Annotated in this window: 16 protein-coding genes and 6 pseudogenes; 13 read left to right on the forward strand and 9 right to left on the reverse strand. The window is 73.9% G+C overall.

The features are described from left to right. Positions 1-7: 7 nt before the first annotated feature. Positions 8-989 (reverse strand): annotated as a pseudogene (locus tag ACIBBH_RS23370) (LacI family DNA-binding transcriptional regulator). 133 nt (positions 990-1,122) lie between these two features. Further along, positions 1,123-2,049 carry a homocysteine S-methyltransferase gene (gene mmuM / locus ACIBBH_RS23375; RefSeq protein WP_399407534.1) on the reverse strand — a complete coding sequence of 309 codons (927 nt, stop codon included), beginning with the start codon at positions 2,047-2,049 and terminating at the stop codon, positions 1,123-1,125. A 101-nt stretch (positions 2,050-2,150) separates the two neighbouring features. Between mmuM and ACIBBH_RS23380 the strand changes: the two are divergent. The 5 genes and pseudogenes from ACIBBH_RS23380 to ACIBBH_RS23400 all read left to right on the forward strand — a co-directional run. Beyond that, a pseudogene (locus ACIBBH_RS23380) lies at positions 2,151-2,649 on the forward strand (carbohydrate esterase); the annotation flags it as partial. 83 nt (positions 2,650-2,732) lie between these two features. Further along, a complete protein-coding gene (locus ACIBBH_RS23385) occupies positions 2,733-4,451 on the forward strand; it encodes a DUF2264 domain-containing protein (protein ID WP_399407536.1) in 1,719 nt (572 codons plus the stop codon). A 75-nt stretch (positions 4,452-4,526) separates the two neighbouring features. Beyond that, a pseudogene (locus ACIBBH_RS23390) lies at positions 4,527-4,894 on the forward strand (VOC family protein). Positions 4,895-4,931: 37 nt separating this feature from the next. After that, complete coding sequence (locus tag ACIBBH_RS23395) at positions 4,932-5,426, forward strand: hypothetical protein (protein ID WP_399407538.1); 495 nt, start codon at positions 4,932-4,934, stop codon at positions 5,424-5,426. Beyond that, a pseudogene (locus ACIBBH_RS23400) lies at positions 5,423-6,131 on the forward strand (isocitrate lyase/phosphoenolpyruvate mutase family protein); the annotation flags it as partial. The gene ACIBBH_RS23395 and the pseudogene ACIBBH_RS23400, both read left to right, overlap by 4 nt. 79 nt (positions 6,132-6,210) lie before the next feature. Here the strand turns inward: ACIBBH_RS23400 and ACIBBH_RS23405 are convergent. The 6 genes and pseudogenes from ACIBBH_RS23405 to ACIBBH_RS23430 form a co-directional block, all read right to left on the reverse strand. Beyond that, entirely contained in the window at positions 6,211-6,918 is a 708-nt protein-coding gene (locus tag ACIBBH_RS23405) for an alpha/beta fold hydrolase (RefSeq protein WP_399407540.1), read from the reverse strand. Continuing rightward, a complete protein-coding gene (locus ACIBBH_RS23410; RefSeq protein ID WP_399407542.1) occupies positions 6,911-7,495 on the reverse strand; it encodes a TetR/AcrR family transcriptional regulator in 585 nt (194 codons plus the stop codon). The genes ACIBBH_RS23405 and ACIBBH_RS23410 overlap by 8 nt, the downstream gene beginning before the upstream one ends. A 413-nt stretch (positions 7,496-7,908) precedes the next feature. Beyond that, positions 7,909-10,797 carry a glycoside hydrolase family 2 TIM barrel-domain containing protein gene (locus tag ACIBBH_RS23415; RefSeq protein WP_399407544.1) on the reverse strand — a complete coding sequence of 963 codons (2,889 nt, stop codon included), beginning with the start codon at positions 10,795-10,797 and terminating at the stop codon, positions 7,909-7,911. 12 nt (positions 10,798-10,809) lie between these two features. Further along, positions 10,810-11,312 (reverse strand): annotated as a pseudogene (locus ACIBBH_RS23420) (carbohydrate ABC transporter permease); the annotation flags it as partial. Between the two features lie 85 nt (positions 11,313-11,397). After that, positions 11,398-11,658, reverse strand: a pseudogene (locus ACIBBH_RS23425) (transcriptional regulator); the annotation flags it as partial. Beyond that, positions 11,659-11,820 (reverse strand): hypothetical protein, encoded by a 162-nt coding sequence (locus ACIBBH_RS23430; RefSeq protein WP_399407616.1) that lies wholly within the window; start codon positions 11,818-11,820, stop codon positions 11,659-11,661. 105 nt (positions 11,821-11,925) lie between these two features. Between ACIBBH_RS23430 and ACIBBH_RS23435 the strand changes: the two genes are divergently transcribed. The 6 genes from ACIBBH_RS23435 to ACIBBH_RS23460 all read left to right on the forward strand — a co-directional run bounded on the left by ACIBBH_RS23435 (position 11,926) and on the right by ACIBBH_RS23460 (position 19,510). Next, the gene (locus ACIBBH_RS23435) at positions 11,926-12,933 is read left to right on the forward strand and encodes a hydroxyacid dehydrogenase (RefSeq protein WP_399407546.1); all 1,008 of its coding nucleotides are present in this window, start codon (positions 11,926-11,928) and stop codon (positions 12,931-12,933) included. Between the two features lie 46 nt (positions 12,934-12,979). Beyond that, positions 12,980-13,630, forward strand: a complete 651-nt coding sequence (locus ACIBBH_RS23440) for a LacI family DNA-binding transcriptional regulator (protein WP_399407548.1) — start codon at positions 12,980-12,982, stop codon at positions 13,628-13,630. Positions 13,631-13,647: 17 nt separating this feature from the next. Beyond that, on the forward strand, positions 13,648-14,967 hold the full coding sequence (locus ACIBBH_RS23445) for a radical SAM protein (protein WP_399407550.1): 1,320 nt from the start codon (positions 13,648-13,650) through the stop codon (positions 14,965-14,967). Positions 14,968-15,216: 249 nt separating this feature from the next. Beyond that, positions 15,217-16,710 (forward strand): cellulose-binding domain-containing protein, encoded by a 1,494-nt coding sequence (locus ACIBBH_RS23450; protein WP_399407552.1) that lies wholly within the window; start codon positions 15,217-15,219, stop codon positions 16,708-16,710. Between the two features lie 205 nt (positions 16,711-16,915). Then, positions 16,916-18,007: a ribosome small subunit-dependent GTPase A gene (gene rsgA, locus ACIBBH_RS23455; RefSeq protein WP_399407554.1), complete on the forward strand. Its 1,092-nt coding sequence runs from the start codon at positions 16,916-16,918 to the stop codon at positions 18,005-18,007. Between the two features lie 111 nt (positions 18,008-18,118). Then, positions 18,119-19,510 carry a bifunctional transcriptional activator/DNA repair enzyme AdaA gene (locus ACIBBH_RS23460; RefSeq protein ID WP_399407556.1) on the forward strand — a complete coding sequence of 464 codons (1,392 nt, stop codon included), beginning with the start codon at positions 18,119-18,121 and terminating at the stop codon, positions 19,508-19,510. Here ACIBBH_RS23460 and ACIBBH_RS23465 read toward each other — a convergent pair. After that, positions 19,507-19,878, reverse strand: a complete 372-nt coding sequence (locus ACIBBH_RS23465) for a PPOX class F420-dependent oxidoreductase (RefSeq protein ID WP_399407558.1) — start codon at positions 19,876-19,878, stop codon at positions 19,507-19,509. The genes ACIBBH_RS23460 and ACIBBH_RS23465 overlap by 4 nt on opposite strands. Positions 19,879-20,050: 172 nt before the next feature. Here ACIBBH_RS23465 and ACIBBH_RS23470 point away from each other — a divergent pair, with 172 nt between their 5' ends. After that, positions 20,051-21,346: an SGNH/GDSL hydrolase family protein gene (locus tag ACIBBH_RS23470; RefSeq protein ID WP_399407560.1), complete on the forward strand. Its 1,296-nt coding sequence runs from the start codon at positions 20,051-20,053 to the stop codon at positions 21,344-21,346. Positions 21,347-21,528: 182 nt separating this feature from the next. Then, positions 21,529-22,965, forward strand: coding sequence for a protein phosphatase 2C domain-containing protein (locus ACIBBH_RS23475; RefSeq protein WP_399407562.1), 1,437 nt, complete (start codon positions 21,529-21,531; stop codon positions 22,963-22,965). Positions 22,966-22,988 lie beyond the last annotated feature (23 nt).

The raw sequence follows: 22,988 nt of genomic DNA on the forward strand, positions 1-22,988 counted from the left end.
CGGTACGTCAGTGCTCCGCCGCGCCCGCCGGCTTCGCCACCGAGTCCCGCACCCCCACGTGCGTGCCCAGCAGCAGGTGCTCGTCGGCCGAGTCGGCGGTGTGGCCGAGGACGGTGCGTACGGCGAGGCGGCCCAGCTGCTCGTAGGGTGCGTGGACCGTGGTCGGGGCGGTGTGCAGGTCACGGGCGAACGGGATGCCGTCGTACCCGGCCGGCGAGACGTCGCCCGGCACGTCCAGGCCCGCCCCGCAGGGCCTGACGCATCGGACGGTGGTCCGAGTCGCGGGTGAAGTCGCCGTGCCACAGCAGCTCGGGGTCGGGCTCCAGGCCGCGGGCGCGGTGGGCGGCGAGGTAGCCGCGCTCGCGGCCCTGCGCCGTGGTGTGGTCGGGCTTGCCGCCGAGGAACAGCACCCGCCGGTGGCCCTGGGCGAGGACGTGCGCGACCAGGGCGTAGGCGCCGCCCTCGTTGTCGTACTCGATGACCGTCACCGGCGCCCCCGGGCCGATCGGCGGCCGGCCGCGCAGCACCAGCCGGGGGCCCGCCGACGCCGGCGAGTCGGCGATGCGGCGGGTGCGCTCCCGGTACTCGGGGGCGTCCGCGGCCCCGCCGGCCAGGATCACGGCGGCGGCCCGCGGCGCGCATCATCTCGATGAACTCCAGGCTCGTGCCGGATGTCCCCGTCCGTGCTGCACACCAGGCGCAGATGCCCGAGCCGGGTCGCCTCGCGCTCCACGCCGTGCGCCATGTGCGCGAACGACGGCCCGGTGATGTCCTCCAGGACGAAGGCCAGCGTGGGCGTGGCGGCCCCGGCGACGGCCTTGGCGCGCGCATCGGCGACGTAGTCCGTCTCGCGCACCGCCCGCAGCACGCGCGTCCGAGTCGCAGCGCACCACGCCCAGCACCCTCGACACCGTCGACGCGGACACCCCCGCCCGCGCCGCCCTGTCCCGGATGCTGCTCCGCGCCGCGTCCCCGCTCTTCCTGGTCATCCGCCTCGCCCTCTTCCCGCCCTCGGGAACAGCGGCAACACGACGGCAACCGTTTCCCCGCGCCGGAGGCCGGCAGTGGTGGCCGCCCGTACGAAGGGCTTCGGGACGCGGGCGCCCCGTTCAGGCGGCCCGTTCAAGCGGTGCTGAGCGTCCGCGAGATCGACGCGATCGCCTCCGGACCCACCCGGCAGCAGCCGCCGATCAGCCGCGCGCCCGTCCTGCGCCAGGTCTCGACCTGCTCGGCGGTGAAGGAGGAGCGGCCCTTCCAGGCACGGGCCTCGGCGTCCCAGGCCTCGCCGCTGTTGGGGTAGACCACCACCGGCTTGCCGGTCACGCGGGCGGCGGTCCCGATCGCGTGCTCCACGTCCTCGGGGGCGCAGCAGTTGACGCCGACCGCGATCACCTCGTCCGCGTCGGCGGCCAGGGCGAACGCCTCTTCCAGCGGCTGCCCGGCGCGTGTACGACCCTTGTCGACGGTATACGAAAGCCAGGCGGGGGTATCCAGCCCGCGCACCGCCCGCAGCAGCGCCGCCGCCTCGTCCGTGTCCGGAACCGTCTCCAGGGCCAGGACATCCGCTCCGGCCGCCGCCAGCACCTCCAGCCGGGGCCGGTGGAATCGCTCCAGCTCCGCCACGCTCAGCCCGTACCGGCCCCGGTACTCCGAGCCGTCCGCCAGCATCGCCCCGTACGGGCCGACGGAGGCCGCCACCCACAGCGGGCGCGCGATCCCCTTGCCGTGGGCCTGCCGCGCCGCCTCCCGGGCCAGCTCCACGCTCAGGGTGAGCAGCCGGGCCGCCCCCTCGCGCCCGATGCCGCGCTTCGCGAAGCCCTCGAAGGTGGCCTGGTAGCCCGCGGTGATCGCCACGTTCGCGCCCGCCTCGAAGTAGGCGAGGTGCGCCTCGGTGACCGCCTCGGGTCGCTCGGCGAGCAACCGCGCCGACCACAGCTCGTCGCTCAGGTCGTGCCCGGTGGACTCGAGCTGGTTGGACATGCCGCCGTCGAGCACGACGGTGCCGGCGGCGAGGGCTTCGGCGAGGCCGGGGGAGGTGTCGCTGGTCATGTCACGACGCTAGTCGAAGGAGGACGGCCCGAGGCACCCGCGACCGCGTCCACCCCGCCGGCCTCACTCCCGACCCCATCGTCGCGCTCCGGGATCGCGGGAACGTCCGCATCCCCGAGGGCGAGCCCACCGGCGCCGACGGAACTCCGGGGCCGGACCTGACCCTCGGCGGTTCGCCCCCCGCACTCGCCGGCATCGGAGTCACCCCAACTCACCACGCCCGCCAGATCATCCTCATCGGGCGACTCCACGGTCTGCGACCAGCCCGCCGACCCGTACTCCGGCCGGGGCCGGCAGCTCCCGCAGTACCTCGGCAGGGGCCTGCCGGTCGCCAACTACGCGGACTCCGGCGACAGCACGGTCACCTGCCTGCAGAACCCGCAGCTGTGGGCCACTGTCCAGCCGCTCGTCCGCCCCGGCGACCTGGTCCTCGTCCAACTGGCCCACAACGACAGGACGACGGATGAAACGAGGTACCGGGGGAACCCGGAGACACTGGTGGCGGGCGTGCGCGAGAGGGGCGGCGAGCCGGTCCTCGTCACCCCGATCGTGCGCCGCTGGTTCGATGCCGACGGCACCCTGAACAACGACACCGCGATGAGACCCTGGGGCGCCCCGACCGGAACCGGGGCGTCCCAGGCCCCTGCCGCCTCGGGCCCCGCCTCGAAGGAAACCCGCCCCTGATGCACCTGCCCGCCGACGACCGTGCCCTCAGCCCCCGCACCGGTTACACGCGCGCGCACTGGGAGGCCGCCGCCGACGCCCTGCTCGCCGCGGTGGAGCCGTACGCCACCGCCGACCGCGCGCTGTACCACCTGCCCGGCGAGCACGTCAGCTGGTCGGGCCGCCATTCCGACGGCCTGGAGGGCTACGCCCGCACCCTCCTGCTGGCGGCCTTCCGCCGGGACGAGACCGCGCTCGGCCGCTACGCCGAGGGTCTCGCCGCCGGGACCTGCGGTGTCTGGCCGCGCGTCGAGGACCGCGGCCAGCCCCTGGTCGAGGCCGCCTCCATCGCGCTCGCGCTGCGGCTGACCCGCCCGCTGCTGTGGGACCGCCTGGACGACGCCGTACGGCAGCGGGCAGCGGCCTGGCTGGCCGACGCGCTGACCGCCGAACCCTGGCCCTGCAACTGGGAGTTGTTCCCGGTCACCGTCGGCGGCTTCCTCGCGGAGACCGGTTACGAGGCCGACGCCGCCCGCAGGGCGATCGACCGCGGCCTGGAGCGCATCGAGCAGTGGTACGTCGGCGACGGCTGGTACACCGACGGCGACGGCCGCAAGTTCGACTACTACAACGGCTGGGCGATGCACCTCTACCCGGTGCTGCACGCCTGGCTCGCGGACGACCCTGACCTGCTCGACCTGTACGGCGGCCGGCTGGAGACCCATCTCGCCGACTACGCCCGCCTGTTCGGCCGTGACGGCGCCCCCCTGCACCAGGGCCGCTCCCTCACCTACCGGTTCGCGACGACCGCCCCGCTGTGGCTGGGCGTGCTGACGGGCCGTACGCCGCTGGCGCCGGGTCAGACGCGGCGGCTGGCCTCGGGCGCGCTGAAGTACTTCCTGGACCGGGGCGCGGTCGACGAGCGGGGGCTGCTGACCCTCGGCTGGCACGGCCCCGACGGGGCGGTCCTGCAAGGGTATTCGGGGCCCGCGTCGCCGTACTGGGCGAGCAAGGGTTTCCTCGGGCTGCTCCTGCCGCCCGACCACGAGGTGTGGACGGCCGTCGAGGAACCCGGCCCGGCGGAGCGCGCCGACGCGGTGACGGCGATCGAGGGCCCCAACTGGCTGCTGCAGTCGACGCGTGCGGACGGCGTGGTGCGGCTGCACAACCACGGCAGCGAGGACAGCCGCTACGACCCGTACTACACGCGGTTCGCGTACTCCACGGTCACCCGGCCCCTGGGCTCGCCGCCCGACAACGTCGTCGTGGTCGGCGGCGACCCGGTCCGCACGGGCATCGTGCCGCTGGGGGTGGGAGAGGACTGGGCGGCCTCTCGGTACACGGTGGGCTCCGGGGCAGAGGTGACCAGCCTCGTCGTGGCCGGCGGTGCGGTGGAGGTGCGGGCCCATCTGGTGGCCGGCGCGGATCCCGGCACCCAGGTGCACGTCACCGGCTGGGTGCCGTGGGAGGACGAAGAGGCCGAACTCGTGCCGGTGCATGGTCTGTCGGGTGAGTTCGTCCTGTCCGGCGCGACGGGTGACGGACCCAGCCTGTTCGTCGCCCTGGCCCGCCTCACCGCCGAACCCGACCCGCTGCCCCTCGCGGATCTGGTGACGGTGGAGGTGCAGGGGGCCTACGACCTCGGCGTCCGCCGGGCCGGTGGCGGGGTCCGGACCTTCCGGTTCAGGGCGCCGGACGGGCGATCTTCAGGGTCGTCGTGGTCGGTGACGCCCGGGTGAGCAACCCCGTCGCCGGACCCGGAATGTCGCCAAATCCGTATACCTTCTTCACAGGCGTCCGCAAGAATCCCGCCCATGAGTTCCAAGATCCGCCACATCACGGTCGACTGCGCCGACGCCCACACGCTCGCCACCTTCTGGTCCCGCGTCCTGGACCTGCCCCTGCACGAGGACGACCACCCGGGTGACGAGGAGGCGCTGATCGAGGGCGCGGTCTGCTCTTCGTCACCGTCCCGGACGCCAAGACCGTCAAGAACCGCCTGCACGTCGACCTCCAGCCGCAGGACCGTACCCGTGACGAGGAGGTCAAGCGCCTGCTCGCCCTCGGCGCCACGCTGCTCGACGACCGCCGCAAGCCCGACGGGACGGGCTGGGCGGTCCTCGCCGACCCGGAAGGGAACGAGTTCTGCGTGGAGCGCGGCGCGGGCGAACGCTCGGAGTAAGGCCCGGCCCGGCGCGGACACTTCGGCCGGCACCGAAGTGATCCGCGCCCAGCGTTCCGGGTATGAGCGACACCGCCCACGACACCGCACGCGACACTCCCGCCCGGGCCGTCACCGCCATGGCCGACCACGTCCTCGCGCCGGCCGCCACCTGGACCGCCTGGGACGGCACCCCCTTCCACCTCGACGACCGCGTCCACACCCGCACAAGGCGGTCCGCCGCGTCGCCGACCACCTGATCGACCACCTGGCGGAACTGGAGGCCCGGCCGGCGGGCGCGGACCCGCAGCCCGACCACTGGCACGCCTCCGCGATCACCACCGCGGCCGATCTCGCGCCCTTCACGGCCGAGGACCTCGACGACGCCCGCAGCCGCCTCACCCGTCCCGCCCGCGTCCGGGCGGACCGCCTGGACGCGCTGACCGACGAGCGGTTCGACGCCTCGCCCGGCGCGGGCTGGAGCTTGCGCCGACTCGCCGCCCACCTCGCGGAGTCCACGTACTACGCCGACTCCGTGGGCGACCTGTCGTGACGGCCTTCGCCGACCTGCACCGCCCGGGTGAGCCCCTGCTCCTGCCCAACGCCTGGGACCACGCCTCGGCGGCGGCCCTCGCGGGACAGGGTTTCCCCGCGATCGGCACGACCAGCCTGGGTGTCGCGGCCGCCGCCGGGCTGCCCGACGGCGCCGCCGCGACCCGCGAGCACACCCTGCGGCCGGCCCTCGCGCTCGGCACGGAGCCGTTCCTGCTGTCCGTGGACGCGGAGGGCGGCTTCAGCGACGATCCGGACGACGTGGGGGAGTTGGCGTGCCGGCTGTGGGCCGTGGGCGCCGCCGGGATCAACCTGGAGGACGGGACCGGGCCGGCCGACCGGCACGCCGCGAAGATCGCGGCGGCGAAGTCGGCCGCCCCCGGCCTCTTCGTGAACGCGCGCACGGACACGTACTGGCTCGGCGACGGCGAGGGGACGCTGCCCCGTCTGGAGGCCTGCCAAGAGGCCGGTTCCGACGGCGTGTTCGTCCCCGACCTGACCGGCTCACGGCGGATCACCGACCTGGTACGGCACCTCAACGTCCCCTGCTCGCCGGCCCGGGCCCACCGTCTCCCGTCTCGCCGACCTCGGGGTGAGCCGGATCAGCCTCGGCTCCCTGCTCTACCGCCGGGCGGGCGCCGCGGGGGACGACGCCCTCGTACGACGCCGTACAGGCGCTGGGGCGCCGGCCGGGGTGAGCGCGACGGCACAGCCCGGTCCGACGGCATGCGCCCGCAGCGCCGAAACCAGGCGTCGTGAGCCGGGCGCCCGTTTTGTTCGGGGTTCTAAGCGGTCAGCGGTGCCGCTGGCGCGTCGAGCGGAACCATCGTTTCCGCGACCCGGTCGGCGAATGCCACGGGATGCTCCAGCGCGCCGAGGTGACCGCCGGGGAACTCGGTGAAGGCGGCGCCGGTGCGCTCGGCCACCAACTCGGCGGTGCCGTGCAGGACTTCACCCCGGGAGCCGGTTCCGGCGGCCACCGTGAGGCGGTCGGGGGAGGTGGTGAAGGCCGGTACGTACGAGGTGAAGGGGCCGAGGACGTGGGCGAGGAAGACGGCCATGGGGCCCTCGGGGGACGCGTGTTCCCGCATCCCCTGGATCAGCCGGGCCCGCTGCTCCGCCCCGTCCGGCAGCAGCGTCACGCACGGTGGCTCGTGCGCGACCACGTGCCGCAGCCGCTCCGGGTGCCGGGCGAGCAGGTCGAGGGCCGCGATGCCACCGGAGCTGGTCCCGAGGACGTACGCGGACTCGCCCGCCGCGAGCACCTCCTCCAGCACCGCGTACGCCCCCTCGCTCCAGTCCGCCACCCGCTGGTCGGCGACCGGCTGCCCGAGCCGCCCGTGGGCGAGGCCGAGGGGGTCGTACGTCACCACGGTGAACCGCTCCGCCAGCCGCCCGGTGACCGGGCCGAGCCCCATCGGATGCCCGGCCCCGCCGGGGACGACGAGCAGGACGGGCCCGCTGCCGGTCACGTCGTAGTGCGGCTCAGTCATCGCTCTTCTTCTCCCGTGGCCAGTGTTCGAGGGCGACGTGCAGGGCGTCGATCGCCCGGTCCCAGGAGGCCTGTACGTCGCGGGGGGCGCCGAAGCCGCCGGCGGACTCCAGGGCGCAGTAGCCGTGGAAGGTGCTGCGCAGCAGGCGTACGGCGTCGGTGAGGTCGGGTTCGTCGAGGCCGTAGGCGCGCAGCATGCCGTAGGTGACCTCGGCGGTGCGGCGCAGGGCGGGGGAGCCGGCCACGAGAGCCTGGTCGATGCGGATCTGGGTGGCCGCGTAGCGGCCCGGCCGCTCGAGGGCGTACTCCCGGTACGCCCCGGCGAAGGCCGCCAGCGCCTCCTTGCCCGCCCGCCCGGCGACGGCTGCCGCGATCCGGTCGACCAGCTCACCGCCCGCGAACAGCGCGAGCCGGGTGCGCAGGTCCTGCAGATTCCTGACGTGCGAGTACAGGCTCGCGTCCTTCACCCCGAAGCGGCGGGCCAGCGCCGACAGCGTGACGTTCTCGAAGCCGACCTCGTCGGCGAGCTCGGCCGCGGCCGCCACCAGGCGGTCGGCGGTGAGTCCGGCGCGGGCCATGCGACACCTCCTAGGTTGCCTAGGTTTAATCCTAGGGCATCTAGGTTCCGCGGTGCGCGGTTTCCTCGTCGGGGTCGAGGCGTCCGCCCTGACGCGAGGGAACGTAACGGTTCAGCCGATCGGTGCGTACAGTACGCCCAGCTTGTCGATCTGGGCTGACGCGGATCTTCTCGGCCGCCTTCACGACCGAGGAACAGGTCCGGTGCCGGGTGGCCGGGGAGGACGGACCGGGCGGGGAGCGGTTCCTCGGCGTCGGCCGGGAGCACCCTCAGCGAGGTGCCGTCCCGCGCCGGGCCGCAGCGGGCGATGTCCGGCCCGAGCTGGTTCCACATGCCCCACTGTTCGGCCATCACCGCAAGCCCGGCGCGGGTCGGCTCGTCGACGGCCAGACCCTGTTCGAGTTCAGGACCGTGTCAGGACCCGGCCGGATCCTCGGTCCGCGAGAAGACGAAGGAGAACTCGGCGGGCTCCGCGAGCAGGTAGTACTGCGGCAGCGGGCCCGGGCCGCAGGACTGCGAGCCGATGCCGTGCTGGCCGTGATCGAGGTGGACCCACACCGTGTCGCCCGGGGTGAGGTCGGTGCGGTGGGCGGCGGCGTCCAGCTCCTCGGTGGTCCAGCGCCGGGCGCTCAAGAAGAACTCCGGGTCGCCCTCGACACGCAGTCCGCCGAGCTCCGCCCAGCGGACGTCGGTGCGGGCGCCGTTCTCCTGAGGACGGACATAAGGTGTCTGCATACCATCGACCGTCGACTGCCAACGGCCTACCAGCGACGCCGCCCGGGTGTCCGGATACGCCTCGTCGGGACCGCCGCCGAACCACGTCACCTCGTCGGTGTCCGCGCCGGACAGCCCGAAACGGATGCCGAGCCGGGGCAGCGGCACCGTCCACTCGCCTTCGGGCGTCACGGATACCGTCAGCTGCAGACGATCTCCATCGGACGTCCACCGGTATACCGTCGACAGCCCCACCTCCCAGGCGGCCGGCGCCACCCGCGTGCGCACGGTCAGCGCGTCGTCGCCCACGTCCACCGCGTCGAGGCGGTGCCGCATGCGGTGCAGGCCCAGCTTGCGCCACAACTGGCCGTAGCGGATGTCGGTCTGCCAGGCCGCGCCGTCGTCGTTGTCGGTGGTCGCCCGCCACACGTCCAGCCGCAGTCCGGTGACCTCGACCGAGCCGATCGCCCGCAACGCCCCGGTGCGGGCGTCGAAGGAGGCCGGACCGAGGGTGATCAGCCGGTCGCCGGGCACGGGCCCACCGGTCGCGGCCACGGACGGCGCCTGCCGGGCGGAGACGGGGAACTGCCCCCATGCCACCACATGGTCCTTGGGCCCCCACGCGGTGTCGGCGGCGAGCAGCGCCCGCACCGTCCACCGCGTCTCACCGGTCCCCACCGCGGGCGGCTCCGGCAGCTTCACGTCGGCCGACTCGCCGGGGGCGAGCACCGGCACGGACAGCGGGCCCGACTCGACCGTCTCGCCGTCCACCTGGTACGACCACGCGAAGGCCAGCGCGGACAGGTCGGCGAAGTCGTACGTGTTGGTGACGCGGACGGTGCCGTCGGAGCCGTCGCCCTCGATCCGGACCGGCTCGATCACCTTCTTGTACTCGAGCAGACCGGGGGAGGGCCGCCGGTCGGGGAAGAGCAGCCCGTCGCAGACGAAGTTGCCGTCGTGCAGCTCCTCGCCGAAGTCGCCGCCGTACGCGAAGCCGTACCGTTCGTCCTTGATGCCGTGGTCGATCCACTCCCAGATGAAACCGCCCTGGAGCCGGTCGTAGGACTCGAAGATCCGCTGGTAGTCGGCGATGCCGCCGGGTCCGTTGCCCATGGCGTGCCCGTACTCGCAGAGGAGGAAGGGGAGTTCGCGGCGCCTGTGCGGGCCGCCGTCCAGGCCACGGCCGATCCGCTCGACCTCGGCGTGGTCCGCGTACATCCGCGAGTACACGTCCGTGTCACGGCAGTTGATGTCGCCCTCGTAGTGCACGAGCCGCGAGGGGTCCCGGCCGTGGATCCACTCGGACATGGCGGTCAGGCCGCGGCCGGTGCCCGCCTCGTTGCCGAGGGACCAGACGACGACGGACGGGTGGTTCTTGTCGCGCTCGACCATGCGGGCGGCCCGGTCCAGCAGGGCCGGGGTCCAGCGGTCGTCGTCGACGGGGTTGTCCCGCCAGGCCTGCTCGGTGAAGCCGTGGGTCTCCAGGTCGCACTCGTCGATCACCCACAGTCCGTACTCGTCGCACAGGTCGAGGAAGGCCGGGTGCGGCGGGTAGTGGGAGGTGCGGACGGCGTTGACGTTGTGCCGCTTCATCAGCAGCACGTCCTCGCGCATGGTCTCCAGGTCCAGCGCGCGGCCCTTCTCCGGGTGCCACTCGTGCCGGTTGACACCCTTGAAGAGGACGGCCTTTCCGTTGACCTTGATCAGACCGTCGGCCAGTTCGACCGTGCGGAAGCCGATGCGCAGCGGCACCCGCTCGCCTCCGGTGGCCAGCACGCCGTCGTACAGCTTGGGGGTCTCCGCCGACCAGGGTTCGACCGGGACCGTCACCGGCTCACCGGTCGCGACATCGATGTCCAGGGCGGGCACCGTCACCCTGCCGTCGACGTCGGAGTCGACGCGCAGGGTGCCCTCGCCCGTGACGTGGTCGTAGGAGGCGTGCACGAAGAAGTCGAGCACGCCGCCCGCCGGACGGTGCAGCAGCGTCACGTCTCGGAAGATGCCCGGCAGCCACCACTGGTCCTGGTCCTCCAGGTACGAACCGGCCGACCACTGGTGCACGCGGACGGCCAGCACGTTGCCGCTGGGCTTCAGCAGGTGCCCGACGGCGAACTCGTGCGGCAGCCGCGAGCCCTTGAACTCGCCGATGTCGGTGCCGTTCAGCCAGACGCGGGCGCAGGACTCGACGCCGTCGAAGCGGAGGACGGCACCGCCCTCACCCGGCCAGTCCTCGGGCAGGTCGAAGACCCGCAGGTGGTCGCCGGTCGGGTTCTCCGTCGGGACGTGCGGCGGGTCGACCGGGAAGGGGTAGAGATGGTTGGTGTAGACGGGCGAGCCGAACGCTCCGTCGCCCTGGAGCACCCAGTGGCCGGGGACCGCGACCTCGGCCCAGTCCCCCGCGTCGAATCCGGGCTCGGCGAACGAGTCGTCCTCGGCGTCGGCCGTCGCCGACACACGCAGGCGCCAACTACCGTTCAGAGAAAGTGACTTCGCGTCAGACGAGGCGTACCAGGCGCGGGGTGGAAGGGCCCCGCTGCCCGGTGCGACGTCCTCGACGTAGTCGATGGCCGTGGTCGTGCGGAAAGACATCGGTCTCCTAGCTCATCCCTTGATGCCGGTCTGCGCGATCCCCTGCACCAGCCAGCGCTGGAGGAAGAGGAACACGAACAGCGGGGGCAGGATGGAAATGGCGGTGGCCATGAAGATCGTGTGGAAGACGACGGTCTGGTTGGTCATGTATTTGGAGAGCGCGACCTGGACGGTCCACGCGTCCGGGCTCTGGCCGATGACCAGCGGCCACAGGAAGGAGTTCCAGCCGCTGATGAAGGTGATGGTGGCGATCGCCGCGAAGAAGTCCAGCGAGTTGGACACCACGACGCGCCAGTAGGCGCCCCGGTAATCGAGCCCGTCCACGCGTGCCCCCTCCTCCAGCTCCTTCGGGAACCCGAGGAAGTACTGCCGGAACAGAAAGCAGGTGAAACCACTGAACAGCCCCGGGACGATCAGACCCCGGAGTGCTCGTAGGGGATGCGGGCCAGGGCGTGGCCGGCGAGGGAACAGACCAGCAGGACGCCGCTGGTGTGCAGGACGGCGACCAACGTGGAAGTGCGGCCGCGGCCGTCAGCAGGACCCGTCTCCTGGTCCGGGGTGTCGTGGTGCGGGGGTGAGACACGAGCATCCCTTCCGTCGTGAAGGTGGTGCGGTACGGCTCCTCGCGGGGGTGGTGGTACGTTTCCCGGTCCCCTGCCCGGACGACTGCAACGCGCCCTCCAGCGCGAACGTCGCCGCGCCCAGGGACACCGGATCGGTGGGGATCGGGGAGAGGACGATCTCGGTGGCGGCCAGCGGTCGCCTGAGCGCGTGCCGGGCGACGGCCTCGCGCACCTCCTCGAGCAGCGGCTCACCGAGCCGGGCGGCGACCCAGCTGCTGAGCACGACCACTTCGGGATGTCAGGAAGTCGCCGAGGCGTGTATACCTTCGGCGAGGATCGGCACCCGTATCGCGGCGCTCACGGCCACCAGGGCCCGGAGCGCGTCGAGCGAGTGCTGCCGGTGGAACTCCTTCGCCGTGTATGTGACGTTGCGCGCCCAGTTGGTGACCGCTTGAGTCATCCCTGTCGTCCCTCCCGGTGTGTGCGTGTCCATTGACCCTCTCATTCGCCGCTAGCGTAGAAACCGGTTGCTATCCGCGCGTCACCGAGCCGGAAGGTCACTTCCTTGCCCGAGCGTCCCCAGGCACTGTTCGCCATGACAGCCCGGAACGTGCCGCACATCTTCCCGCCGGAGGTGCTCGTGCGGCTGCGCGAGCACGTGGAAATCGATCCCACTCTGGTGGCGCAGGACTTCACCGACCCACGGATCCGGGAGACGCTCGCCCGCACCGAGGTCCTCATCACCGGCTGGGGCTGCCCCCGCCTGGACGCGGCCGCCCTGGACGCGGCCCCCGAGCTCCGCGCGGTGTTGCACGCGGCCGGCTCGGTCAAGGGCTTCACCACCCCGGAGGTCTGGCAGCGCGGCATCGCCGTCTCCTCGGCCGCCGCCGCCAACGCGCTGCCCGTCGCCGAGTACACCCTCGCCATGATCCTGCTCGCCGGGAAGGACGTGTTCGCCCTCCGCGACCGGCTGCGCGGGCGGCGGGCCTTCCCCTACGGCGACATCCTCCCCGGCATCGGCAACTACGGCCGGCGCGTCGGCATCGTCGGCGCCTCCCGCATCGGCCGCCGCCTCATCGAGCTGCTGCGCCCCCACGACCTCAAGGTCAGCCTCGCCGACCCGTACGTGGACGAGGCGGAGGCCGCCCGGCTCGGCGTACCGCTGCTCGAGCTGGAGGAACTGCTGCGCACCTCGGACATCGTCACCGTGCACGCCCCGCAGACCCCGGAGACCCGGCACCTCCTCGGCGCCCGCGAACTCGCCCTGATGCCCGACGGATCGGTGCTGATCAACACCGCGCGGGGCGCGCTCCTCGACCACGACGCCCTGATCGCCGAGCTGCGCGCCGGACGCCTGAGCGCCATCCTCGACGTCACCGACCCCGAGCCGCTGCCCGCCGGCTCGCCCCTCTTCGACCTGCCCAACGTCTTCCTCACCCCCCACCTCGCCGGGTCCCAGGGCAACGAGGTGGCCCGGCTCGGGCAAACGGTCGCCGACGAGGCCGAACGGCTCGCGCGCGGGGGCGGATTGGCGTACGCGGTCGACCACACCGTGCTGGAGCGGGCGGCGTGACGACGGCGAGCGGACGCAGCCTGCGGCGGGCGCGGACGCCTCGACCGTGCGGGACGTCGCCGCGCGCGCCGGGGTCTCCGCGCCCACCGTCTCCCGCGTCCTGGGCGGCACCTACCCGGTGGCGGCGGCCACCCGCGCCAAGGCCTTCAGGACGATGCGCGAGCTCGACTACGTGGTCAACGCGCACGCCCGTACCCTCGGCGGCGCGACGGACAAGACGGTCGCCGGCGACGTCACCGGCCCCTTCTGCGCCCAACCGCGACGAGTTGCCCGACGGCCGGCACCTGGTACCGGGCACGCATGTGGTGCTGCGGGAGTCGACGCGGCGGGCGGGGGCCGGCAGACGCCGGGGCGGCCCCCCGGCCGTGCCGACCGTCCACGGCCGCACGCGGCCCCGGGCCAGTGGTCGTACGCCCGCCGCCCGAACCGCCGGGACCGCGCCGCCGCCGCCCTCCTCGCCCTCTCCCCGAAGCGTCCGTCACGGTCCGCACCGGCGCCCCGGACGACGGCGACGGACCGGACGCGGAGCCGGGGCTGTGGGCCGGCGTGCCGCCGCCGGCCCCGGTCCGGGACGCTCCCGTGCCCGGCCCCCGGCTGCCGCCGGGCACCGCCGTCCCGGGACACATCGCCCGCCACGAGGGGACCCGGCCGGGCAGTCGTACAGGCGGGGGCATACCGTGAGGAGTCGAACACCTGAGCCGGGAGGAGATTCGGATGGGCAGCCGCACCGCGCTGGTCGAGGATCTGATGGAGCGGTTCCCGCACGTACCGCGGGAAGCCGTCTTCAAGGAGGATCTGCTCCGGGGCGGGGTCGCCTTCGACGCGTCCGCGCTGTCCGACAACGAGGGTGGTGAGGTCAAGCCGAAGTCGTACTTCATCTTCTCCTTCGACCACGGCACCCTGCCCGAGCTCGGCGAGGCCGCGCTCCGGCGGCCCCCCGAGGAGATCATCCTCACCGGCGGCCCGTACGACCTGCGCCGCACCGTCGTCTCCGTGCGCGTGAACCCGTCCTCGCCCTACCGGGTCGCCGCCGACGAGGAGGGGCTGCTCGGGCTGTACCTCGACGGCAAGCGGATCGCGGACGTCGGCGTACCGCCCATGCCCGAGTACTACCGGCACACCCTGTCCAACGGGAAGTCCGTCATGGAGGTCGCCCCCACCATCCAGTGGGGCTACCTGATCTACCTGACGGTCTTCCGGGTCTGCCAGTACTTCGGCGCCAAGGAGGAGTGCCAGTACTGCGACATCAACCACAACTGGCGCCAGCACAAGGCTGCCGGCCGGCCGTACACCGGCGTCAAGGACGTGGAGGACGTCCTGGAGGCGCTCGAGATCATCGACCGGTACGACACCCAGAAGGTGTCCACCGCCTACACCCTCACCGGCGGCGCCATCACCAAGACGGTCGCCGGACGCGACGAGGCCGACTTCTACGGCCACTACGCCAAGGCCATCGAGGAGCGCTTCCCGGGCCGCTGGATCGGCAAGGTCGTCGCCCAGGCACTGCCGCGCGACGACGTGCAGCGGTTCAAGGACTACGGCGTGCGGATCTACCACCCCAACTACGAGGTGTGGGACCGCCGTCTGTTCGAGCTGTACTGCCCGGGCAAGGAGCGCTACGTCGGCCGCGACGAGTGGCACAAGCGGATCCTGGACTCGGCGGAGGTCTTCGGCGCGCGCAACGTGATCCCCAACTTCGTCGCGGGCGTGGAGATGGCCGAGCCCTTCGGCTTCACGACGGTCGACGAGGCGATCGCGTCGACGACCGAGGGCCTGCGCTTCTTCATGTCGCACGGCATCACGCCCCGCTTCACCACCTGGTGCCCCGAGCCCACCACCCCGCTCGGCAGGGCCAATCCGCAGGGCGCGCCGCTGGAGTACCACATCCGCCTGCTGGAGGCCTACCGCGCCACCATGGACGACTTCGGCCTGTCCTCGCCCCCCGGCTACGGCCCGCCCGGCCCCGGCCGCGCCGTCTTCTCCGTCAGCTCCTTCATGGACAGCCTTCCCGCGGAGGAACCCGCGCAGGTATAACACGGGGACGCGGGCGTTGAGCCGAAGGCGTTCCGCGTCCGTACAAGAGGCCGGGAGACGGGGGGCCACCTTGGGCACCGGTGGTCACGCGTTCGGGCAGACAGGTCGCGCAGCCGCCGGCAACCGGATTTGAATACGCCGCTTGTCAGTTGTGTCGAAGACGTGAAAGGCTCTTGCCCTGCCGCGAGGTTCCCCCCAACTCCGTCGCCAGCATGGTGAGTTGACCTCGCATGTGGATGCAGGAGACCCATGCCCGACCTGCCGAAGCCCCAGGACGCCGCCGAGGCCGCGCTGTTCGCCGAGTGCTGGGACGCGGTGCTCTCCTATGCCGACCTGTGCACCTCCGGCGCGGCCTCGGCCAACCAGCTGGCCACGGAGGCGTTCGCGCTCGGGCTGCGCGAGGCCCGCGACGCCGAGGCCGCGCCCGGCCGCGGCGCCGGCCGCCGCGCGGCCCGGCTGCCCGTGATCCCCCTGCTGCTCACCGCCGTACGCACCACCGCGGCGGCCTGGGAGGCCGGCGGCCTGGGCCACAAGCTCGACCCCGACCTCAGGCTGTGGCTCAACTCCGACAAGGCCGCCCGCTACACCGGGCCGCCCCTGCGGCGCCCGGTCGCCCTGCGCGGCCTGAGGGACATGCAGGAGGCGGACGCGTCGCTGCTGTGGCTGGCCGAGGCCGAGGCGCTTCCGCTGCCCGCCGTCGCCCGCCGCCTCGGCCTCGACCCGGCCGCCGCGGCCCGGGAACTGGACCAGGTGCGCGGCCTGTTCCGGGACCGCTGCCACCGCGCCCACCTCGACTCGCCGATGGACGCGCAGTGCCGCAGCTACGCGCGCCTCCTGGACGCGGTCACCCGCTCGCCCGCCGCCGACACGCCCGAGGACCTCTCCCGGCACCTCGCCACCTGCGCGCAGTGCGCGGAGGCCGCCGCCTGCCTGCGGCTGCACGGCGGCGGCGTGCCCGCGGCCCTGGCCGGCGGCGTGATCGGCTGGGGCGGCCTCGCCTACCTGGAGCGCCGCCGCCGGGCCGTCGAGGTGCGCCAGGGCGCGGGCCGCCCTGCGAAGCAGGACCACGAGACCGGGGACCCCGAGGACGGCACGCACAAGCACCGCGTCATACGCAACGGGCTGCTCGCCGCCGCCGTACTGCTGTCCATGCTCGCGCTCGGCGTGTCGATGATGCCGTTCGGTGGCTCCGGCGACGACAGCGCCGCCGCCGCCCACGACGACCGTCAGCCGGTCGCCGACCCCACCCCCTCCCTGCCGACCGCCGCCCCGCTGCCCTCGGCCTCCGCGTCCCGCTCCGCCGCCCCCTCCACGTCGGGCACGGCACGCAGGTCCGAGCCCGCCGACTCCGACCCGGAACCGCAGGGCACCTCCTCCGCCACCGCCCACGACACCTCCCGCACCCGCACCCCCACCGCCGCGCCCGCCTGCCGGGTCGAGTACGACCTCGTCGACCAGTGGCCCGACGGCTTCCAGGCCACCGTCACCGTCACCGCCGAGGAGGCCCTGGCGGACTGGCGCGTCACCTGGTCCTTCCGGGACGGCCAGCAGGTCGGCCAGATGTGGGACGCGAGCGTCACCCAGCACGGCTCCCGCGTCACCGCCACCGCCGCCGACTACAACAAGTCCGTCGCCGCGGGCGGCAGCCTCTCCTTCGGCTTCCTCGCCTCCTGGCACGGGAACAACTCGCAGCCGTACGGGTTCACGCTGAACGGCAACAGCTGCGCGACACAATTCGATTGACGGGGCCGAGGGAGCCCCGGCTAGGGTGTGACCGTTGTCGCCGAGCGCGTTCGAGGAGGTGTGACCGATGGCTGTCGTTGCGATGGGCGCTGCCCGCATCCAGAAGTTCATCAAGTCCACCTCCGTGGCCACCGGCTGACGACCTCACACTCCGCCGCGCCTGTTGGCGCGTGCCCGCCGGGGCCACCCTTGTGAAGGGTCCCCCTTGACTTCCAGTTCTGCTGTCTCCTCCCTCGTTCCCTACGGCTGGGACGAGGCCTGGGCGGACGAGTTCGCCCCCCACGCGTCCGAAGGCCTGCTGCCCGGGCGGGTGGTCCGGGTCGACCGCGGCCAGTGCGACGTGGTCACCCCCGACGGGGTCGTCCGGGCCGACACCGCCTTCGTCACCCCGCACGATCCGATGCGGGTGGTGTGCACCGGCGACTGGGTCGCCGTCGACCCCGGCGGCACCCCGCGCTACGTACGGACATGTCTGCCGCGCCGTACCGCCTTCGTACGGTCCACCTCCTCCAAGCGGTCCGAGGGACAGATCCTCGCCGCCAACGTCGACCACGCCGTCGTCGCCGTGTCGCTGGCCGTCGAACTCGACCTCGGCCGCGTCGAGCGGTTCCTGGCCCTCGCCTGGGAGTCGGGGGCGCAGCCCGTGGTCGTGCTGACCAAGGCCGACCTCGTGCCGGACCCGGTGGCGCTGTCGTACCTCGTCCAGGACGTGGAGACGACGGCGCCGGGCGTGCCCGTGCTGACCGTCAGCGCGCTGCGCGGCGACGGGCTCGACGTGCTCGTCGCGCTCGTCGGCAGCGGTACGTCCGTACTGCTCGGGCAGTCCGGCGCGGGCAAGTCCACGCTGGCCAACGCGCTGCTCGGCGAGGACGTGATGGACGTGCGCGCCGCGCGGGACGTGGACGGCAAGGGCCGCCACACCACGACCACGCGCAACCTGCTCGCGCTGCCCGGCGGAGGCGTGCTGATCGACACCCCCGGGCTGCGGGGGGTGGGGCTGTTCGATGCCGAGGTGGGGGTCGGGCAGGTGTTCTCCGAGATCCAGGAGCTGGCGGAGAAGTGCCGGTTCCATGACTGTGCGCATGAGCGGGAACCGGGGTGTGCGGTGCTGGGCGCCGTCGACTCCGGGGAGCTGCCGGTGCGGCGGCTGGAGAGTTACCGGAAGCTGATGCGGGAGAACCAGTGGATCGTCGCGAAGACCGACGCGCGGGTCCGGGCTGAGCTGCGGAAGGACTGGAAGAAGAAGGGGGCCGAGGGGCGGGCGGCGATGGAGGTGAAGCGGGGGCGTTGGCGGTAGGGCTGCCGTGCGCCGGGCCCGGGCGGGGTGGGTGCGCTCAGCGGCGGCGGATGAAGGCCGTGTCCGGTTCCCGCCAGCCCCCACCTCCGCCCCTCGCCCACACTGGATGGCATGACGGACGAAGACACCAGGTACGAAGCCGTGCGCAGCCGGGACGCCCGGTTCGACGGGGAGTTCTTCTTCGCTGTCGAGACGACCGGGATCTACTGCCGGCCCAGCTGCCCTGCGGTGACGCCGAAGCGGCGGAACGTGCGGTTCTTCGCGACGGCCGCCGCCGCGCAGGGGGCGGGGTTCCGGGCGTGCCGGCGGTGCCGGCCGGACGCCGTACCGGGGTCCGCGGAGTGGAACCTGCGCGCGGACGTGGTGGGCCGGGCGATGCGGCTGATCGGGGACGGGGTGGTCGACCGCGAGGGTGTCGCCGGGCTCGCCGCGCGGCTGGGGTACAGCGCGCGGCAGGTGCAGCGGCAGCTCACCGCCGAGCTGGGCGCCGGGCCCGTCGCGCTGGCCCGGGCGCAGCGGGCGCACACCGCGCGGGTGCTGCTCCAGACCACCGGGCTGCCGGTCACCGAGATCGCGTTCGCGTCCGGGTTCGCCAGCGTGCGGCAGTTCAACGACACGATCCGGGCGGTGTACGCCTCGACGCCGAGCGGGTTGCGGGCCGCCGCTCCCAGGGGCCGCAAGGGCGCCACGCCGGGCGCGGGGATCCCGCTGCGGCTCGCGTACCGGGGGCCGTACCGGTCCGGTGCCGTCTTCGACCTGCTCCAGCGGGAGGCCGTGGCCGGTGTCGAGGAGGTGAGCGGCGCGCCGGGCCGCCGTACCTACCGCCGTACGCTGCGGCTGCCGTACGGCACCGGGATCGTCGCCGTCGAGGAGCGCACGGGCGCGGCGAAGGCGGGGCCCGCCGCGCATCCCGGCGGCTGGCTCGACGCGCGGCTGCACCTCACCGACCCACGGGACCTGACGACCGCCGTGCAGCGGCTGCGGCGGCTGTTCGACCTCGACGCCGACCCGTACGCCGTCGACGAGCGGCTCGGCGCCGACCCCGGACTCGCCCCGCTGGTCGCCGCCCGGCCGGGACTGCGCTCACCCGGCACCGCCGACCCCGCGGAACTCGCCGTACGGGCACTGGTCGGGCGCGCGGAGGCCGAGCACCTGGTGCTGCGGTACGGCAAGGCGCTGGACGCCCCCAGCGGCAGCCTCACCCACCTCTTCCCGGAGCCCGCCGTGCTCGCCGGGGCCGAGCCGCACGGCACTCTGGGCGCGCTGGCCGCCGCGCTCGCCGACGGCACCGTACGGCTCGACCCGGGCGCCGACCGGGACGCCACCGCGGCGGCCCTGCTCGCGCTGCCCGGCATGGACCCGGCCGTCGTCGCCGTCGTGCGTGCCCGTGCCCTGGGTGATCCCGATGTCGCCCTGCCGGGCGCCGACGTCCGGGACGACTGGCGGCCCTGGCGGTCGTACGCCGTCCAGCACCTCGCGGTGGCGGGGAAGCTGACGGACTAGTCCGCCTCCAGCCCCCAGCTGTGGATCCGCCGCGGATGGATGCGGATGACCTCCTCGCTGAAGTGCGGGCCCAAGTCGTGCGGGCCGGTGAGGAGTTCGGCCTCGCCGCGGATGTCGACGCCGCGGACCTTCCAGGGGCTGGGGCTGACGATGTCGTCGACGACGAGGGCGACCTTGGGGTTCTTGTGCAGGTTGCGCCACTTCTTGCTGCGGCCCATCGCGTGGCCGCCGACCAGGATCGTGCCGTCGTCCTGCGGGAAGAAGCCCACGGGGTTGGCCTGCGGCTGACCGTACGGGTCGACGGTGGCCAGCCGTCCCAGCCGCTGCGATCGGAGGTAGGCGCGCTCGGCCGCGCTGAATTCGGTCATGGCAGCAGCCAAACACGCCCGCCCGCCCGGCGCATCGGTTCTCCGGACCACGACCATCGGCCCACTCCGCGCTCCGCCGTGCGGGTGGCTCCGCCGGTGACGTTCCGTCAGCATCTGCCGAGCGTGTGGCACGGTCGCCTCCAGCAGGCCGGTGGGAAGGACGGGCGCGGGCATGGGCAAGGGCGGACGGGTCCTGGCGGTGGCGTTCCTGACGCTGGCGGGTACGACGATGACGGCCGGGGCCGGCACCGCCCTTCCCCGGCCGACGCCCGCCCGGCCCGCCTGGACCGGCACCTGGGAGGCCGCCCCCTCCGGCACCGCGTCCGCGCTCCCCGGCGCCGCCATCCGCAACGTCGTGCACCTCAGCGTCGGCGGGCGGGTGCTGCGGGTACACCTGAGCAACCGGTTCGGCAGCGCGCCCCTGACACTCGGCGCGGTCACGGTCGCCCTGCGGTCGGTGGGCGGCCCGGACGCCGTACCCGGCTCCCTGCGCACCGCCACCTTCCACGGCGCCCGGACCGTCACCGTCCCGCCCGGCCGGGACCTGGTCACCGACCCGGTGCCGCTGGCCGTACCGGACGCCGCCGACCTGCTCGTCACGGTCGCGACGCCCACCGCCTCCGGCCCCGCCACCTATCACCGCACCGCCCTGCAGACCGGCTACATCGCCCCCGACGGCGACGACGCGGCCACCGCCGAGAACGGCAGCGCGTACACGGCCACCACCGGCCACTGGTACTACGTCACCGGCGTCGACGTCCGCGGCCCGGCCCCCGGCAGCGTCATCGCGCTCGGCGACTCCCTCACCGACGGCACCGGCACCACCCCCGACACCAACAGCCGCTGGCCCGACCGGCTCGCCGCCCGCCTCCGCCTCCTGTCCCCGCCCCGCCGCCCCGGGGTGCTGAACGCCGGGATCGCCGGCAACCGCCTGCTGCGCGACGGCACCGGGCCGAGCGCCCTGAGCCGGCTCGACGCCGACGCCCTGTCGCGGGCCGGGGTACGGGTGCTCATCGTGCTGGAGGGCATCAACGACATCATCAAGGGCAGCCCTCGGCCCGGCGACGTACACGCCTTCGAGGACGCCTACCGGACGATCGTGGCCCGCGCGCACGCCCGTGGGATCCGGGTCGTCGGGGCCACCCTCACGCCGTACGGCGGGCACGGCGCCTTCACGGCGGCGCGGGAGGCGGTACGGCGGCAGGTCAACACCTTCATCCGGGCGGGCGGCGCCTTCGACGCCGTGGCCGACTTCGACGCCGCCGTCCGCGACCCGGTCCGGCCGCAGCGGATCCGGCCCGCCTACGACTCCGGCGACCACCTGCACTTCAACGACGCGGGCGCGCGGGCGCTGGCCGGCACGGTCGGCCTGGCCGCCCTCGCCCGGTGGACGGTCAGCCCCACCCCCCGGCCGGCAGCGCCGCCGCGACCCGGCGGCCGGGCCGAGGACCGGTCCGCCAGGCCGTGACCCATGCCGGTCATCACCGCCGGCTCACAGCTGGGTTTCAGGAAAGCCGGTCACACTCGGCAACTTCCGTACCTCATACGGCCGTTCGATCACTCACTCGGCACGCCGTTCGAGGCAGGAAGGTGTGCCGATTTTCGGGATGCCCCGTTTTCATACGGCCCGTGCGGTGGACAATCAGGGGCATGAACCAGCAGGGGGGCAGGCCCACCCGTCACGAGGACGACTGGTGGAAGCAGCTGTACGACGACTCCACCGCGGACACGGGTCCCACGGCCGCGGCCGATTCCCTGGACGACCGGTTCGCCTCGGCGGCGGGAGCGGTCGGCGCCCCGCCGGGCGCGTCCACCGAGGGCGCCGCGCCGCAGCCGCCCCCACCCGAGGGCACGGTTCCCGCGCAGCGCGCACCCTGGGAGCCACCGCCCGCCACACCCCCGGCACCGGCGGCCCCTCCGCCCGGCCCGAAGCCCCCCGGGGCCGCCGAACCGCCGCGCGAGGAGAACCCCGCGACACCCGCCCCGGCCGGTCCGCCCCCACGCCCCTCCGCACCCCCGAAGCCTCCCGCACCCCCCACCGCTCCGGCCGCGGAGACCACCGACGGCGCGCGTCCCGCCACCCGCCTCGACGTCCCCGCCCTGCCGCCACCCCCCGCCGGCGTCGATTACGTGGGCTCCGGGCCGCCGACGTACGACCCCGAACCCACCGCGCTGCCGGCCTCCGATCCCGAGGAACTGGACGAGCTGGTCGCCGACACCGTGCTGGACGGAGCGCGGTACGGGGCATGCACGCTGCGGGCCGCGTCCGTGCGCGGGGACTCCGCGCGGTTCCGGGGGGAGCCGCGCCGCGACTCGCTGCTGACCGCGCGGTTCGGCAGCGGGGAGCAGGCGCTGGTCCTGGTGGCGATGGCGACCGGGGCGCGGGCCACGCCGGGCGCGCACCGGGCGGCGGCCGAGGCGTGCCGGTGGATCGGGCACGGGGTGGGGCGCAGCCACGCACGGCTGGTCGAGGACCTCCGGGCCGGCCGGCGCGGCGATCTCAAGTCCGGCCTGCACCGGCTCACCGACCGCAGCCTCGGCAAGCTCCGCGCCGGCGCCACCGAACAGGGCATCGACCCCGAGGAGTACGCGGCCACCCTGCGCTGCCTGCTGCTGCCCGCCGACCCCGGCTGCCGTACGCGCGTCTTCTTCGGTGTCGGCGGGGGCGGACTGTTCCGGCTGCGCGGCGGCGAGTGGCAGGACATAGAGCCCGACGTCCCCGCCACCGGCACCGCCGGCGAGCCCGTCGTCGGCTTCGGCTCGCTCCCGGCCGAGACACCCGAGGGCGACCGGCTCACCATGGACCTCGGCATCCCGACCCCGCCGAGCCCCTTCGAACCGGCCCCGCAACCACCCCGCGAACCCTTCCGCTTCCGCGCCTCCGTCGCCCGGCCGGGTGACGCGCTGCTGATGTGCACCGCCGGTCTCGCCGACCCGTTGCGAGGCGAGCCGGCGCTCTGCGCCTACCTGGCCCGACGCTGGTCCGACCGTACCGCGCCGGGTCTCGCGGCGTTCCTGGCGGACACGCAGGTGCGGGTCAAGGGTTACGCCGACGACCGTACGGTGGCGGCCGTGTGGGAGGCGTGACCGCCGCCGCTGCGGATTCACGG

The organism is Streptomyces sp. NPDC051636 (assembly GCF_044453765.1).
In the GTDB taxonomy this organism is placed as follows: Bacteria; Actinomycetota; Actinomycetes; order Streptomycetales; family Streptomycetaceae; genus Streptomyces.

Excerpts from the sequence above, each read along its gene's own strand:
- ACIBBH_RS23445 (WP_399407550.1), top strand. The coding sequence starts at position 13,648 with ATGGGCAGCCGCACCGCGCTGGTCGAGGATCTGATGGAGCGGTTCCCG.
- ACIBBH_RS23430 (WP_399407616.1), bottom strand. The coding sequence starts at position 11,820 with ATGACTCAAGCGGTCACCAACTGGGCGCGCAACGTCACATACACGGCG.
- ACIBBH_RS23470 (WP_399407560.1), top strand. The coding sequence starts at position 20,051 with ATGGGCAAGGGCGGACGGGTCCTGGCGGTGGCGTTCCTGACGCTGGCG.
- ACIBBH_RS23415 (WP_399407544.1), bottom strand. The coding sequence starts at position 10,797 with ATGTCTTTCCGCACGACCACGGCCATCGACTACGTCGAGGACGTCGCA.
- ACIBBH_RS23460 (WP_399407556.1), top strand. The coding sequence starts at position 18,119 with ATGACGGACGAAGACACCAGGTACGAAGCCGTGCGCAGCCGGGACGCC.
- ACIBBH_RS23450 (WP_399407552.1), top strand. The coding sequence starts at position 15,217 with ATGCCCGACCTGCCGAAGCCCCAGGACGCCGCCGAGGCCGCGCTGTTC.
- mmuM (WP_399407534.1), bottom strand. The coding sequence starts at position 2,049 with ATGACCAGCGACACCTCCCCCGGCCTCGCCGAAGCCCTCGCCGCCGGC.
- ACIBBH_RS23410 (WP_399407542.1), bottom strand. The coding sequence starts at position 7,495 with ATGGCCCGCGCCGGACTCACCGCCGACCGCCTGGTGGCGGCCGCGGCC.
- ACIBBH_RS23465 (WP_399407558.1), bottom strand. The coding sequence starts at position 19,878 with ATGACCGAATTCAGCGCGGCCGAGCGCGCCTACCTCCGATCGCAGCGG.
- ACIBBH_RS23385 (WP_399407536.1), top strand. The coding sequence starts at position 2,733 with ATGCACCTGCCCGCCGACGACCGTGCCCTCAGCCCCCGCACCGGTTAC.
- ACIBBH_RS23475 (WP_399407562.1), top strand. The coding sequence starts at position 21,529 with ATGAACCAGCAGGGGGGCAGGCCCACCCGTCACGAGGACGACTGGTGG.
- ACIBBH_RS23405 (WP_399407540.1), bottom strand. The coding sequence starts at position 6,918 with ATGACTGAGCCGCACTACGACGTGACCGGCAGCGGGCCCGTCCTGCTC.